Source organism: uncultured Methanobrevibacter sp., from assembly GCF_902770715.1.
Taxonomy (GTDB): Archaea; Methanobacteriota; Methanobacteria; order Methanobacteriales; family Methanobacteriaceae; genus Methanocatella.
Map to the genome: position 1 here is coordinate 65974 of NZ_CACXTS010000003.1, position 12771 is coordinate 78744.

Sequence of the window (12771 nt, forward strand, 5' to 3'; positions counted from 1 at the left end):
TCCCTTATTGTTTCATAGCTTTTTCAACTGCAACAGCAACGGCAACTGATGCTCCAACCATTGGGTTATTTCCCATACCTATCAATCCCATCATTTCCACGTGAGCAGGAACTGATGAGGATCCGGCGAATTGAGCATCGGAGTGCATTCTTCCCAATGTATCTGTCATTCCATAGGAAGCAGGTCCGGCTGCCATGTTATCAGGGTGCAATGTTCTTCCAGTTCCTCCGCCTGAAGCAACAGAGAAGTATTTTTTACCTTGAAGGATACATTCCTTCTTGTATGTACCTGCTACCGGATGTTGGAAACGAGTAGGGTTTGTTGAGTTACCTGTGATTGATACGTCTACGCCTTCCAAATGCATGATTGCAACACCTTCACGAACGTCATCTGCACCGTAGCATCTTACTTTTGCCCTTTCACCATCTGAGTATGCCTTTTCCTTAACGACTTTGACTTCTCCAGTGAAATAGTCAAATTCAGTTTCAACATGGGTAAATCCATTGATTCTTGAAATGATTAATGCAGCATCCTTTCCAAGACCGTTCAATATTACTCTCAATGGCTTTTCCCTTACTTCATTAGCAGAGTTTGCAATACCTATTGCCCCTTCTGCAGCTGCAAAACTTTCGTGACCTGCCAAAAATGCAAAGCATTCGCTTTCATCACTTAAAAGCATTGATGCGAGGTTTCCATGACCTAATCCAACTTGCCTGTCATCTGCTACACTTCCAGGAATACAAAATGCCTGCAATCCTTCACCAATTGCCTTTGCAGCATCTGAAGCTTTAACGCATCCCTGTTTAATAGCTATTGCCGCACCGAGAGTGTATGCCCAGCATGCGTTTTCAAAGCATATTGGCTGAACTCCCTTAACGATTTCATAAGGGTCGAATCCTTTGTCAAGGCAAATCTGTTTTGCTTCTTCAAGGTCACTTATTCCATATTTTTCAAGTACGGGAGTGATTTGATCTATCCTTCTTTCATAACTTTCAAATAAGCTCATTCTATTCACTCCTTGGATCTATTTTTTTAACGGCGTCATCGAATCTGCCGTATTGACCTGTAGCCTTTTCAATCGCTTCCATCGGTTCAACACCATTTTTAATGTGATCCAACATTACGCCAAGGTTAATGTATTTATAACCGATGATTTCATTATCTTCATCAAGCCCAATTTCTGTAATGTAACCCTCTGTGAGTTCCAAGTATCTTGGACCTTTTTCTTTTGTTGAATAGATTGTTCCGACTTGGCTTCTGTGGCCTTTTCCCAAATCCTCAAGTCCGGCACCAATCTGAAGGCCCCCTTCTGAAAATGCAGATTGGGTTCTTCCGTATACAATCTGTAAGAATAACTCGCGCATTGCAGTGTTGATCGCATCACAGACCAAATCAGTATTCAATGCTTCAAGGATTGTCTTTCCTACCAATATTTCACCAGCCATTGCTGCTGAATGGGTCATACCTGAACAACCTAATGTTTCAACCAATGCTTCTTCAATTATGCCTTCCTTAACGTTTAATGTTAATTTGCAGCATCCTTGTTGAGGTGCGCACCAGCCTATACCATGAGTAAAACCGGAAATGTCACTTACTTCCTTTGCCTTAACCCATCTGCCCTCTTCAGGAATTGGAGCAGGGTCGTGATTTGCACCTTTGCGAACAAGACACATATTTTCAATTTCTGTTGAATATATCATCATTTTTCTCCAAAAGTTTTTGCTGATTTAATATATCTGTTTTTTAATTAATGTATTTTTGGAAAAGTCAATTAAAATCATTTAAGTAATATGAAAATTATATTATCAATTAGGTGAGTAGTTATGGATTTCATATTAGTATTAGCTAAAATTCAACCTAAAGACGGATGTCAGGACACCATCATAGAACTCGCCAATGAGTTAATCTATGAAACCCTACAAGAAGAAGGCAACATTGAGTACCGATTGTTAAAGTCATCAGAAGACGATGAATTAACATTTGTTGAAAAATGGGAAAGTCCTGAAGCACTCAAAAAACACATGGGTTCACCACACTTCTTGAACTTTGGAGAAGAAAGTGAAGAATTCGTTAAAAATATGGACATCCAAGTTATTGATGCTAAAGAAATCAAATTTTAATAGTTAATGTAGATTATCTACATTAAAACTCTACTTTTTTTTATTTACTTCCATTATCTTTAAAAACCATCTGATTAAATTAACTGTTTTTAATATAACTCCTTAAATAATTGAAGAATAATTTAATTTAATCTGATTAAATTTGTTGGAAAAAATTATTTAACATGAGATTAATAATTACATCCATGAAAGTATTCATTAATACAGACGGTAGAAATCCCAATGCCCTAAAAACAGAACAAAAACTCATTGGAATTTCCAAGGAACTTAACATTAAAATAACTAATGAAATATCTGAAAGTGACCTTATAATCTCCATTGGAGGCGACGGCACATTTCTTAAATCCGCCAGACTATCCTGTGAAAAACCAATAATAGGAATACATACCGGAACTTTAGGATTTCTAACTGAAATTAAATCAAATAATATGAAAAATGCATTGATTGAATTATTAAACGGAAACTATCATATTGAAGAAAGAATGATGCTTGAAGGAGAAATTGTGAGAAAAGATGGTGAAATCAAAAAGATTCCTAAAGCCCTAAACGAAATCGGAATTTCAAAAAACATATTAGGAGTTGTCAGATTTGATGTACTTGTAGACGGCAAGATTATAAATTCCTATACTGCTGATGGAATATTAGTCTGCACACCAACAGGATCAACCGCATATAACCTATCCTGCGGCGGACCAATTGTGGATCCTACAGCAAAAATCTTAACATTGACACCAATAGCCCCCCATACAGTAATCAACAGGAGCATTGTATTGTCTGATGATTCAACAGTTGAAATCAGAATTACCGAAATAAGGGACAGCACAACATCATTCGTATTATATGATGGCCATCCTATAGAAGTATTTAACGGCGATGTAATCAAGATTGAAAAGTCAGACAAGCTTACAAAAATAATCAAACTTGAGGATGCAAGCTTCATTGATACGATACGTGAGAATATCAACTAAAAAAAATAGATTTATTCAAGAACTAATTAACAGTAATGCAGTCATTAGGACAAATTGCCATACACACTTTACAGCTTTTGCAAACTTGAGCATCACGTACTGTTGATACCTCGTCAACTATCATCAAAACATTATTTGGGCATGCAATGCTGCATTTCTCACATCCATCGCAATCAACCGTGTTAATGTCAATGTGACAATCAACAGTTTCTTCTTCCTTCTTATTTTTATTTCGCCTGAATAATGAACCAAGACCCATCTAAAGTCTCCAAAAAATAGAAAAAAATAGGTTTAGAATTTTAAACCTAACTCATAAGCTTCTTTTAACTTATCTTCTTGCTCTTCAGCCACAATTCCTGCAGGACCTGCACTGCCCGCATCCACATGGCCAATCACTTCATATCCCATGAATGTGAATGGTGAGAATTTAGTCATTTCAATATAGTCAGCATAGGTTCCTTCAGGCTGATTTTCGGTAAATATCAAAGCTGCTTTACCAGATAAGCTTTTATCTGGGTTTTGACCAATACTGTAGAATCTGTCAATAATCAATTTTCCTTGAGCGGACATTTGACCATAGTAAACAGGAGTTGCAAATATTACTCCATCAGCGGCAACCAATTCATCAAGAATCTTATTTCCATCATCTGCACGTACACATTCAGGGTTTTCAGCACAGTACATACATGCTTTACATGGTGCAATTTCCTGATTTTCCAAGTAGTATTTAACTACTTCTCCACCGTTTTCTTCGATTCCTTTTATCATTTCATCCATCAATACGTCACAGTTTCCGCCTTTACGCGGACTTGCTTGAAGTGCTACAATTTTCATTTTTAACTACTCTCCGAAAATTTATTAGTTTAACTTGTTGAAGTAATATTCAATGTGTCAATAATTGTTTTACAATGATTTATGAAGTAATCACTGTTAGACAATGGGATACCATCACCTGAAATTTGATAATTTTGTCCATTCTTATTGAAGAATATGTCCGCATCATATGATTCCGAACCGGTATTGTATACAAAGTATGTAGTTACTCCGTTCTGGTCTATGGTTTGGGTTGATGTATGTGCAGTACTGCCAATGAAATTGTTGTAGATATTTTCTATGCTTTCTGAATTGTCAATCTCTGAAACATAAATTGCCATTCCATCCTTATCGACCAGGCTGGTTGTTGTATCATTCAAATAACTATCATTGAAATCATCCAGGGTAGGAAAACTACTGGCTCCGACATATATTGTATTGTCTGTCAGATTTTCAGTAACATTATCAGTAACATTATCAGTGACGTTATTGTTATCCAAACTGGCGGCCATACCGCTTACATTAAATACGACATAAATAACTATCAATATAGCAAGTAATGCGTATAATTTTTTCATTATAAATTCACCTTATTATACTATATTAAAATTAAAGTATTTAAAGTAATAATAATTTATTTAAAAAAGTTTTTATAAACTTTAATGTATGAGATTATCAAAATCTAAAGTCAATACATATCTTAAATGTCCTCTCGAGTTTAAATTTCAATATATTGATGAGATTGAAGTTCCCGAAAATAAATATATGGCCCTTGGAAGCGATGTTCATTTGATTGCTGATAAGTTTTCGCAGAAGTTTGGAGATGCTTTGGATGATGTTGACATTTCAAATGAACTCCTAAAGATTGCCCATGAGGAAGATATCGGATATGATTTGACTGATCACATTGATAATCTGAGTTCTTTTTTTAGAGAGGTATTTGTTGAAAATGATTACAAGCTATTTTGCCAGGAAGAGTATCTTTTGGATGAGGAAAACAGGTTTTCCGGAATATGTGACATAATCCTAGAAGATGAAAATGGTGATTTGGTTGTTGTGGATTACAAGACTTCAAAATCCAGTTCCTTTTCCAAATATCGCTTAGAGCTATGCTACTATAAGTTGCTTGTTGAAAACGTATGTGGAAAAAGCGTTTCCAGCGTGGGGATATTTTTTACTAAAAATGGCCGCTTGAGGTTATTGGATGTATGCGATGAAGACAACAAGCGCAAATATTTGAATGATGAAGAAATAAACAAAGCTATTGATATTCTTCACCATGTAAGAAATGAAATAAACAAAGGAAATTTTCCTGCCAGAAGACAGTTTTTATGCAAATACTGCACCTATAAAGAGATATGCGGAGCATATTGAAATATTTAGGAATGCATAAAAATTTAAAAAAAACTAAAAAAATATAGAAGTGAGGGTCTATGCCCCAACTTCATCAAAGTCCACTTTTTCACCCAATATTCTAAGTCCAACATACATTACGACAATACCAATTGGTAAGGATATGTAGAATGGAACTCCTAAACCTGCTGGGATGTAACCGATGAAAATTGCCACACATGCAACAAAGATTGCATAGTAGATTTGTGTACTTACGTGGTCTATGTGGTTACAGCTTGTTCCCATGGATGAGAGAATTGTTGTATCTGAAATCGGTGAACAGTGATCCCCGAAAATAGCTCCAGTCAATACTCCACTTGTACAGACGATTGTAAAGGACATGTCTCCTGAACTGATCGCCCAACCAAGAGGAATTGCTAGAGGCATTAATATACTCATTGTACCGTAGGATGTACCTGTTGCGAATGAAATCAAAGCACCTAAAATAAAAATCAATGTAGGTACGATGAATGCAGGAAGTGCATTACTTAAGACACCTACCAGATAATCAGCGGTTCCGATATTTCCGATAACGGTACCTAATGACCAAGCGAGAAGAAGGATTACACCGGTAATAACGATGGTTTTCATGCCTCCAACCCATTCGCTGATAGCTTCTTCCATAGTGAGGATTTTCTCACCGACAGCCATTACGATAGCTACAATAGAAGCTAAAAGTGCAGCTTGGAAAAGAGCTACGGAAGCATCAGATTGAGATAATGCCTGGAAAATACCGTCAAAGCTTAAAGGAGCTGTTTTCATCAAGGTAATCAAAGCCTGATCTTCTCCACCTAATATAGTGGTGTATCCGCTCCAGTAGAATGCGATAAGCGCACCGATAATCAATGTACCGATTGGGATGATTGCATTCCATACGGATAATTTGATGCCTTCTACAGGTTTTACTTCATCAAAACCAGGAGCCTCAGGAACAATAATTTCTTCGTTTTCTTTTCTAGCACGAGCAGCTTGTTCTGCCTTTTTCATTGGACCGAATTCGTATAATGTCAAAGCAGAAATTACAATGAAAATCAAAATGAATATGTTATAGAACCTATATGGAATAGTTTGCAAGAATATTCCAAAACCGGTTACATTGGTTACGCCTACAGACTCAAAACCAGCAGCAATTAAACTTATTTCCAAACCAATCCAGGTGGAAATGATTGCAATACCAGCTACAGGAGCTGCAGTTGCGTCTACTACAAATGCTAATTTTTCTCTAGATACATGTAATTTGTCCATAACAGGTCTCATGATAGGACCTACAATCAAGGAGTTTGCATAATCGTCAAAGAATACACATAAACCTAATAACCAAGTGAATAATTGAGCTTTTCTTGGAGTGTTTGCTCTTTTTGCGAATGCATCAGCAAGCGCTTTTGCACCACCCATTTTGGTTACCAATTGGATAATACCTCCAATAAGTAAACATTGAAGAACAATACCTGCATTCCATGGGTCAGCCATACATCCGATGATGTCAGTTCCTAACTGAAGGAATGCATTTACTGCAGTGGAAACGATGTTTAAATCATTTACACATAACATGAATTCTCCAACAAATACACCGATAAACAATGATAAGACTGTCTCTTTTGTAATGAACGCCAAAGCGATAGCAACAAGAGGAGGCAATAATGTTAATATGCCGAATCTTACAGCATTGTCGTCACCGGCAGGTGCTGAAGAAATCAATAGAGATAAAACGAAAAGAGCTATAATTGAAACAGCAGCAATTACTCCTATTTTCATATTTCTATCCATTTATTATCACACCATTTTCCTATATTTTATTAAAATTAAATGAATTAATCCATACTAATAAGAAATTCTAAATTAATAAGATTAACTTATTATGTATAATTTATATTATAATTTTAATCATATAAAAAGGTTATAAATTAAAAATAAGAATTTAACAAAAATATAAATTAAAAAAAAATAATCATTTCTAATCTAAACAAAGTATTACTACATATCCTTTTCGAGATCTGAAATAATTTCCAAAACGCAATCATCATCTTTAAACTGCCTTAAGTAAGACAGGCATCGTTCAATCGGATTTGAATCTTCATGACTATAGAAATACTTTTCGAAGTCTGTGTAATTGACAATATCCATATGATACCTTTCCCAAAAGTGGAGGGGATGGCCATTCATGAAATCATAGCCTTCAGGAGTAATGGAATTATCCCTGAAATAATCATTTCTTTCCAAAAATTGATTCAGTTCAAACCAATTGACATCATATGTGTTTTCTATTGTAAATATTGAATAGTCCAAGTCTATCCTTTCATCAATCAATTTAAGAAACTTATAGGCAACAAATCGAATATCCTCTTTGAAATTGACATTTGATGTATTTATTGATGAAATAAGATTGCTTTGCATTTCTTCCAGGTCACAGTCCAAATTGATTCCACAGAAATGGCAGAACCTGTCGTGGCTGTCGATAGGCATGCTGCAATATGGGCAGATGTCCGTATGCGATTTGATCTTTGGTTCATTGCTATCCTCAAAGAGATACGCAAGCCTGACAAGCAATGATTCATTCAGTACCATCCCAGCCTCATATTCTTCCCTGATCTGCTGCTTTATCTCCAACGCCCTCTGATGAGTTACGTGCCCGTCGTCAATGAGGGATTGGATATATGGTGAAAAACCGCTTTCATCACCGATGACCTCCTCGAGAGTGTAGTTTTTAACCGGAAGTCTTTCTTCAAGATTGAGCAGAATATCCATAAAGTTCAAGTCATTGCTTTTGAATATTTCACTAATCCCCTTAAAGTATGAATCATCCATTTTTTCCCTCTTTTCAATGCAATCGTAATGGATTATATCATAATTCAATGGGGCACTGTAGGCAATATGGGCATCGTCAACGTCAAGGACATGAATGCATCCTGAAATTTCAAGATCATAGAAATGAGTTGAAAGTTCCTCATTTTCATATCCTCCATTGGAAAGGACATGGCTTCCAGGAACAATAAATTCAATTGCACTTGCAACAAGACTGTCATTGATTTTGCAGGCAAAGCCATACTTGATTAACAGTTCAACAACAAGGCGGGTCGGTTCCATTATGCTTGGCTTGTTGTGTTCAATCATCGTATTTTCAAGCTCCTTGAGGAAAATACCGTTTCCTCTGAATTTAGGAAGAATATATATGTTATTCAAGGCGACTGTTAGAAATTCCCTTGAAAAGTCATATGAACAAAATCCTACAACCTTCCTATCACAAAGCAACTCCTTAAAGAGATTGCATTGCCCATACTTTAAAATGAATCTCTCATCATTGATTGATTCGTAGATATACGGATAATCCTCTTTCAAAATCTCTAAGATATCAAAGGAATCCTCGCTCAAAAAGGCCTTCCTGGTGCCATCATCCCTTATAATAAAATTGATTTCATCCATTGAATTCACCAGAATTTAATTAAATTAATATTAATCTGAACTTATATTTAAATTAATTCTTTTTTAGGTAAAACTAAGAACGATAATTTTTGTATTGCCTAAAATAAGTATTAAGAAGCGGTTTTTTAGAAGCACCTAAATAAATTTATAGTATCCAATTAGATAATTAATATCATTGATTGGAGGAATGTTTATCATGAATATTTTAGTTATCGGTGCGGGATCAGTTGGAATCGGACTAGCGGCATCAGCATTATCACAAGATGCAAATCTAAGCATATTTGCTCGGGGAAAGACCGCAGATGCAATCCGCAAAAATGGAATTAAAAGAACAGGATTATTTGCACACTATTCATTTACTCCAAACGAATTTGAGGTATATGAAGATTATGGTGAAATACCAAAAAACGCCTACGATTATATATTCATCACATCAAAGACTACTGCAAATGACGACATCTCCAAAAAACTAAACGAAAATAGGGAGATTCTAAAGAAAAACGCTAGAATAATTATTTTCCAGAACGGATTTGGAAATGATGAACCCTATTTGAGATACTTTTCAAAAAAAGAGGTCTTCTCTGCACGGGTCATCACAGGCTTTACACGTCCGGAAAGGCACATCAGCGAAGTGACCGTATATACCGAACCTATTCTAATCGGTTCCCTGCAGGGCGAAAATCCGTCAGAGCTGCAGGAAATAGCTGACATGATAACAGCATCAGGAATCAAGTGTGAACTTACAGATGAAGTCGACAAGTACCTATGGGCAAAAATGCTTTACAACTGCTCATTGAATCCGTTGGGAGCCATACTGGATGTCAACTATGGAAATCTCACTGAAAATGAGTATACCATAGATCTGATGAACAATATTATTGATGAAATATTCAATGTCATAAAGGCATCAGGATATTCCACATTATGGAACAGTCCGGAGGAATACAAAGACATCTTCTACTCAAAGCTGGTTCCAGATACATATAATCATTATTCATCAACACATCAGGACATTCAAAGGAAAATAAAAACGGAAATCGATTCACTGACTGGCAAAGTTATTGACCTAGGTGAGAAAAACAACATTGATGTAACAACAAATAAGATAATCTATAACTTAATAAAAGCTATTGAAAGTGACTTTGATTAACCTTAACCTTTATATAGGTTAAAATCATAAATAGTATTGTTCATATTGTTATATACTATTTTTTTATAATATGAACAATGGTGATGGTTGAAATGAGCATTCGTTTGTATTCCTTTAGTGGTGTTTTTAGGAAGAGAATGTTCATTTGTTTTTAAAAACTTTTTTTAACGATTATTATGGTGATATTATGAGCGAACTTAAAGAATTAATTGAAAGATTCATTGAACTTGATGATGATTTAGACGAAAAAATAGAAAAATACCTTGAAACCAACGACGACATTGATGAAGCATTTGAAAATGAAAACGAAGCACAAATCGATGAGATGAATGAAATCTATCATGAAATCGAACATTGCGTATTCAATGAAGAATTGATTTTTGCATCCAATGCAAACAGTGAAGATAAAGAGGTTGTCGCTTTAATCATCAGCGATGAAGATGATGATGTTGAAGAATTTGTAATACCTGTTTTTACCGATGAGCAAGAAGCGGAAACTGCTATTGAAGAATTCAAAAAAGAATTCGGTGAAAATGAATTTGCTTTAGATAAAAAAACCGGTGCAGAAATAATAGCTGACCACTCTGAAGACGAAGATTTCATAGGTCTTGCAATCAATGCACCTCAATGGGACTTTGTAATTGCAAGTGAAGATGTACACGACTGCAGTGAATAGATATGGATCCTAAAGACTACGAAGATTATCAGAAAAACAACGTCAAGGCTTCAAAAAGCCAGCTCAAAGAGTACATTCAGATATATGCTGATATGGCGAAAAAGCTCAAAAGCGAAAGTGCAGTTGAGCTTGAAGCCGTTAAAAACAATATCAAAAAGACATATCCCAATGAGATATACTTCACTTTAATCGATGAGCTTGAAAGGCCTGTCAAATTGACCTTAACAGAATCCAGTAAAGAGTATATCATCCCTGTCTTTACCGACATTAGAGAATATGCCGTTGGAAGCGCAAAGATTTCCAAACTGTTCTTAGATAAGCTTGAAATGAAGGTAGTCACACCAGAGGATATCGCAAAAATGGCCGAAGAGGATGAGGATTTTCAGGGCTTTGTGATCAATCCCCATTCACAAAACTTCAATATGGACAGAAACGGGAGCTTTTAGATGAAATTCATATGTCCTGCAATCGGCGAAGACCATGAAAAGGACTTCTTAGTCACAGGAAGTCTCGATGACTTTAAGATAATTGTCTTTTCAAGCCTTGAAGAATATGAAAAGGGATATGAATATCTTGAATTGGAAGGTTACGAACCTTGTGAAGTTTCTGTTGAATTATTTAAGGAACTTTCAAAAAATGATGATGCTTTTTCAGGCATTATTTTAGACATTCACAATGAAAAGAAGGTTTTTTCAAAAAAAGATATTTTAGAAGAATTATTCTGATTCTTCTATGTTCTCTTCTTCTATCAAATCTTTTTGATAATACTTGTATCTATAGGACATCTTAAATCCGGATACGACTTCACGCTTAGGTCTTCTTTTGCGTCTTATTCTAGGCCCGTTCATGTCCTTGAATTTTTCCTGGTGGGCTTTCACTAAGTTTTTATTTTCACGATAATATCGGGCATTTCTATGACGCTTGTGCGGTGAATTATACATTCTTTTTCTAAGCAATCGCCTACCAGTTGTAACAATTCTGATCACAAAAATCACTTATTTTCTGTTTCTGTTTAAATTTTTAGTAGCGGATTTATCTAAAGTTGCTTGAATTTCATCAATCCTTTCTACAACAACCTTAATAGCTTGTTCACCTTGACGAGTAGGATTGATACCTTGTTCTACGAGTAAAGCATCTCTAATATCTCTTAACCTATCAATTGAATCAATTTTCATTATAGTACTGTAAAACATGAGATTTCCTCCAATTTATAATATAACTATGATTTTAATAATTAAAAAGCTTTATGCCGGAAATTGAATTTCCAAATAGTTCAATCACCCGTTTGTTAAATTAAAAATTTAAATAATAGCAAATAAAATTATTAAACATGTTTGAAAAATTGCAAGTGATATATTTGGCTGGAGGGTGCTTTTGGGGAGTTGAAGCTTTCATATCCCGATTGAAAGGGGTGAACCAGACTGAAGTCGGATATGCTAATGGAAGGGATTTGGCACCGACATACGAAAAGGTATGCAGCGGCAAAACCGGCCATGCAGAGACCGTCAAAGCAACATATAATCCTAAAATAATCCCATTGGAAGAAATTTTAGAAAGATTTTACTCAATCATTGACCCCTACACCAAAAATCGTCAGGGGCCTGATGTCGGAACACAATACAGTACAGGCATTTACTGGCAGGAGGACTGTCAAGGGGATATAGTATTGGATTTTTTAAAGCGAAAGCAAAGGGAATCATCAAAAAGGATTGTAATCGAAGCCCAACCAATCAGCAGCTTTTACCCTGCAGAACCTTACCATCAAAAATACCTGGAAAGAAATCCGCAGGGATATTGTCATATCGATTTAAATCTATTAGATGATGAAGAATTCGACCATTTGACCAAAGAAGAGTATGAAATAACACAGCTTGCAATGACAGAACCTCCTTACAGCGGAAAATATGATGAATTTTTTGAAGATGGTGTATATGTAGATGTGGTTGATGGCGAAGTTCTATTCTCTTCAGAGGACAAATTCGACTCAGGCTGCGGATGGCCTGCATTTTCAAAGGCAATCAATGAAGATGCAATCACAAAGAACCGGGACTTTTCACATGGGACAACACGCATTGAAGTGAGAAGCTCAAAATCAAACTCCCATCTGGGCCATCTTTTCCATGACGGGCCCGGAGGCTCTCCAAGATACTGCATCAACTCGGCTGCCTTGAAATTCATACCAAAAGAGGAATACTTGAAAAAATTAAATAACGATGAACATCAAAAATAGAT

The 12771-nt window shown here is 35.7% G+C and carries 17 protein-coding genes; 8 read left to right on the top strand and 9 right to left on the bottom strand.

The window, feature by feature from the left end; translation table 11 throughout:
- Window positions 1-4: 4 nt before the first annotated feature.
- A complete protein-coding gene (locus tag QZU81_RS01595) occupies window positions 5-1006 on the bottom strand; it encodes a GGGtGRT protein (protein WP_292826193.1) in 1002 nt (333 codons plus the stop codon).
- Between the two features lies 1 nt (window position 1007).
- Complete coding sequence (locus QZU81_RS01600; protein WP_292826190.1) at window positions 1008-1700, bottom strand: iron-sulfur cluster assembly scaffold protein; 693 nt, start codon at window positions 1698-1700, stop codon at window positions 1008-1010.
- Window positions 1701-1823: 123 nt separating this feature from the next.
- On the opposite strand from QZU81_RS01600, the gene QZU81_RS01605 reads away from it, so the two are divergent.
- On the top strand, window positions 1824-2120 hold the full coding sequence (locus tag QZU81_RS01605; protein WP_292826188.1) for a putative quinol monooxygenase: 297 nt from the start codon (window positions 1824-1826) through the stop codon (window positions 2118-2120).
- Window positions 2121-2284: 164 nt separating this feature from the next.
- The gene (locus QZU81_RS01610; RefSeq protein ID WP_292852628.1) at window positions 2285-3088 is read left to right on the top strand and encodes an NAD(+)/NADH kinase; all 804 of its coding nucleotides are present in this window, start codon (window positions 2285-2287) and stop codon (window positions 3086-3088) included.
- A gap of 22 nt (window positions 3089-3110) precedes the next feature.
- Here the strand turns inward: QZU81_RS01610 and QZU81_RS01615 are convergent, their stop codons facing one another.
- The 3 genes from QZU81_RS01615 to QZU81_RS01625 are packed head-to-tail and all read right to left on the bottom strand — an operon-like array spanning window position 3111 to window position 4479.
- Entirely contained in the window at window positions 3111-3347 is a 237-nt protein-coding gene (locus QZU81_RS01615) for a ferredoxin family protein (protein ID WP_292826182.1), read from the bottom strand.
- Between the two features lie 32 nt (window positions 3348-3379).
- The gene (locus QZU81_RS01620; protein ID WP_292826179.1) at window positions 3380-3922 is read right to left on the bottom strand and encodes a flavodoxin family protein; all 543 of its coding nucleotides are present in this window, start codon (window positions 3920-3922) and stop codon (window positions 3380-3382) included.
- Between the two features lie 29 nt (window positions 3923-3951).
- Window positions 3952-4479 carry a hypothetical protein gene (locus tag QZU81_RS01625; protein WP_295589097.1) on the bottom strand — a complete coding sequence of 176 codons (528 nt, stop codon included), beginning with the start codon at window positions 4477-4479 and terminating at the stop codon, window positions 3952-3954.
- An 88-nt stretch (window positions 4480-4567) separates the two neighbouring features.
- Here QZU81_RS01625 and QZU81_RS01630 point away from each other — a divergent pair, with 88 nt between their 5' ends.
- Window positions 4568-5275: a PD-(D/E)XK nuclease family protein gene (locus tag QZU81_RS01630; protein ID WP_295589098.1), complete on the top strand. Its 708-nt coding sequence runs from the start codon at window positions 4568-4570 to the stop codon at window positions 5273-5275.
- A 57-nt stretch (window positions 5276-5332) separates the two neighbouring features.
- Here QZU81_RS01630 and QZU81_RS01635 read toward each other — a convergent pair whose 3' ends face one another.
- The gene (locus QZU81_RS01635; RefSeq protein ID WP_295589100.1) at window positions 5333-7060 is read right to left on the bottom strand and encodes a Na+/H+ antiporter NhaC family protein; all 1728 of its coding nucleotides are present in this window, start codon (window positions 7058-7060) and stop codon (window positions 5333-5335) included.
- 207 nt (window positions 7061-7267) lie between these two features.
- On the bottom strand, window positions 7268-8713 hold the full coding sequence (locus QZU81_RS01640; protein ID WP_295589102.1) for a GNAT family N-acetyltransferase: 1446 nt from the start codon (window positions 8711-8713) through the stop codon (window positions 7268-7270).
- A 196-nt stretch (window positions 8714-8909) separates the two neighbouring features.
- Between QZU81_RS01640 and QZU81_RS01645 the strand changes: the two genes are divergently transcribed.
- From QZU81_RS01645 to QZU81_RS01660, 4 genes are all read left to right on the top strand, one after another.
- Window positions 8910-9863: a ketopantoate reductase family protein gene (locus QZU81_RS01645; RefSeq protein ID WP_295589104.1), complete on the top strand. Its 954-nt coding sequence runs from the start codon at window positions 8910-8912 to the stop codon at window positions 9861-9863.
- Window positions 9864-10050: 187 nt separating this feature from the next.
- Entirely contained in the window at window positions 10051-10539 is a 489-nt protein-coding gene (locus tag QZU81_RS01650; protein ID WP_292852644.1) for a hypothetical protein, read from the top strand.
- 2 nt (window positions 10540-10541) lie between these two features.
- Window positions 10542-10985, top strand: coding sequence for an SseB family protein (locus QZU81_RS01655; RefSeq protein ID WP_292826158.1), 444 nt, complete (start codon window positions 10542-10544; stop codon window positions 10983-10985).
- Window positions 10986-11264 (top strand): hypothetical protein, encoded by a 279-nt coding sequence (locus QZU81_RS01660; RefSeq protein ID WP_292852647.1) that lies wholly within the window; start codon window positions 10986-10988, stop codon window positions 11262-11264.
- Here the strand turns inward: QZU81_RS01660 and QZU81_RS01665 are convergent.
- The gene (locus QZU81_RS01665; protein WP_292826152.1) at window positions 11256-11525 is read right to left on the bottom strand and encodes a hypothetical protein; all 270 of its coding nucleotides are present in this window, start codon (window positions 11523-11525) and stop codon (window positions 11256-11258) included. The two genes, QZU81_RS01660 and QZU81_RS01665, sit on opposite strands and share 9 nt — an antisense overlap.
- Window positions 11526-11534: 9 nt before the next feature.
- Complete coding sequence (locus tag QZU81_RS01670) at window positions 11535-11732, bottom strand: hypothetical protein (RefSeq protein ID WP_292815897.1); 198 nt, start codon at window positions 11730-11732, stop codon at window positions 11535-11537.
- Between the two features lie 137 nt (window positions 11733-11869).
- Between QZU81_RS01670 and msrA the strand changes: the two genes are divergently transcribed.
- A complete protein-coding gene (gene msrA / locus QZU81_RS01675) occupies window positions 11870-12769 on the top strand; it encodes a peptide-methionine (S)-S-oxide reductase MsrA (RefSeq protein WP_295589107.1) in 900 nt (299 codons plus the stop codon).
- Window positions 12770-12771: the final 2 nt, after the last annotated feature.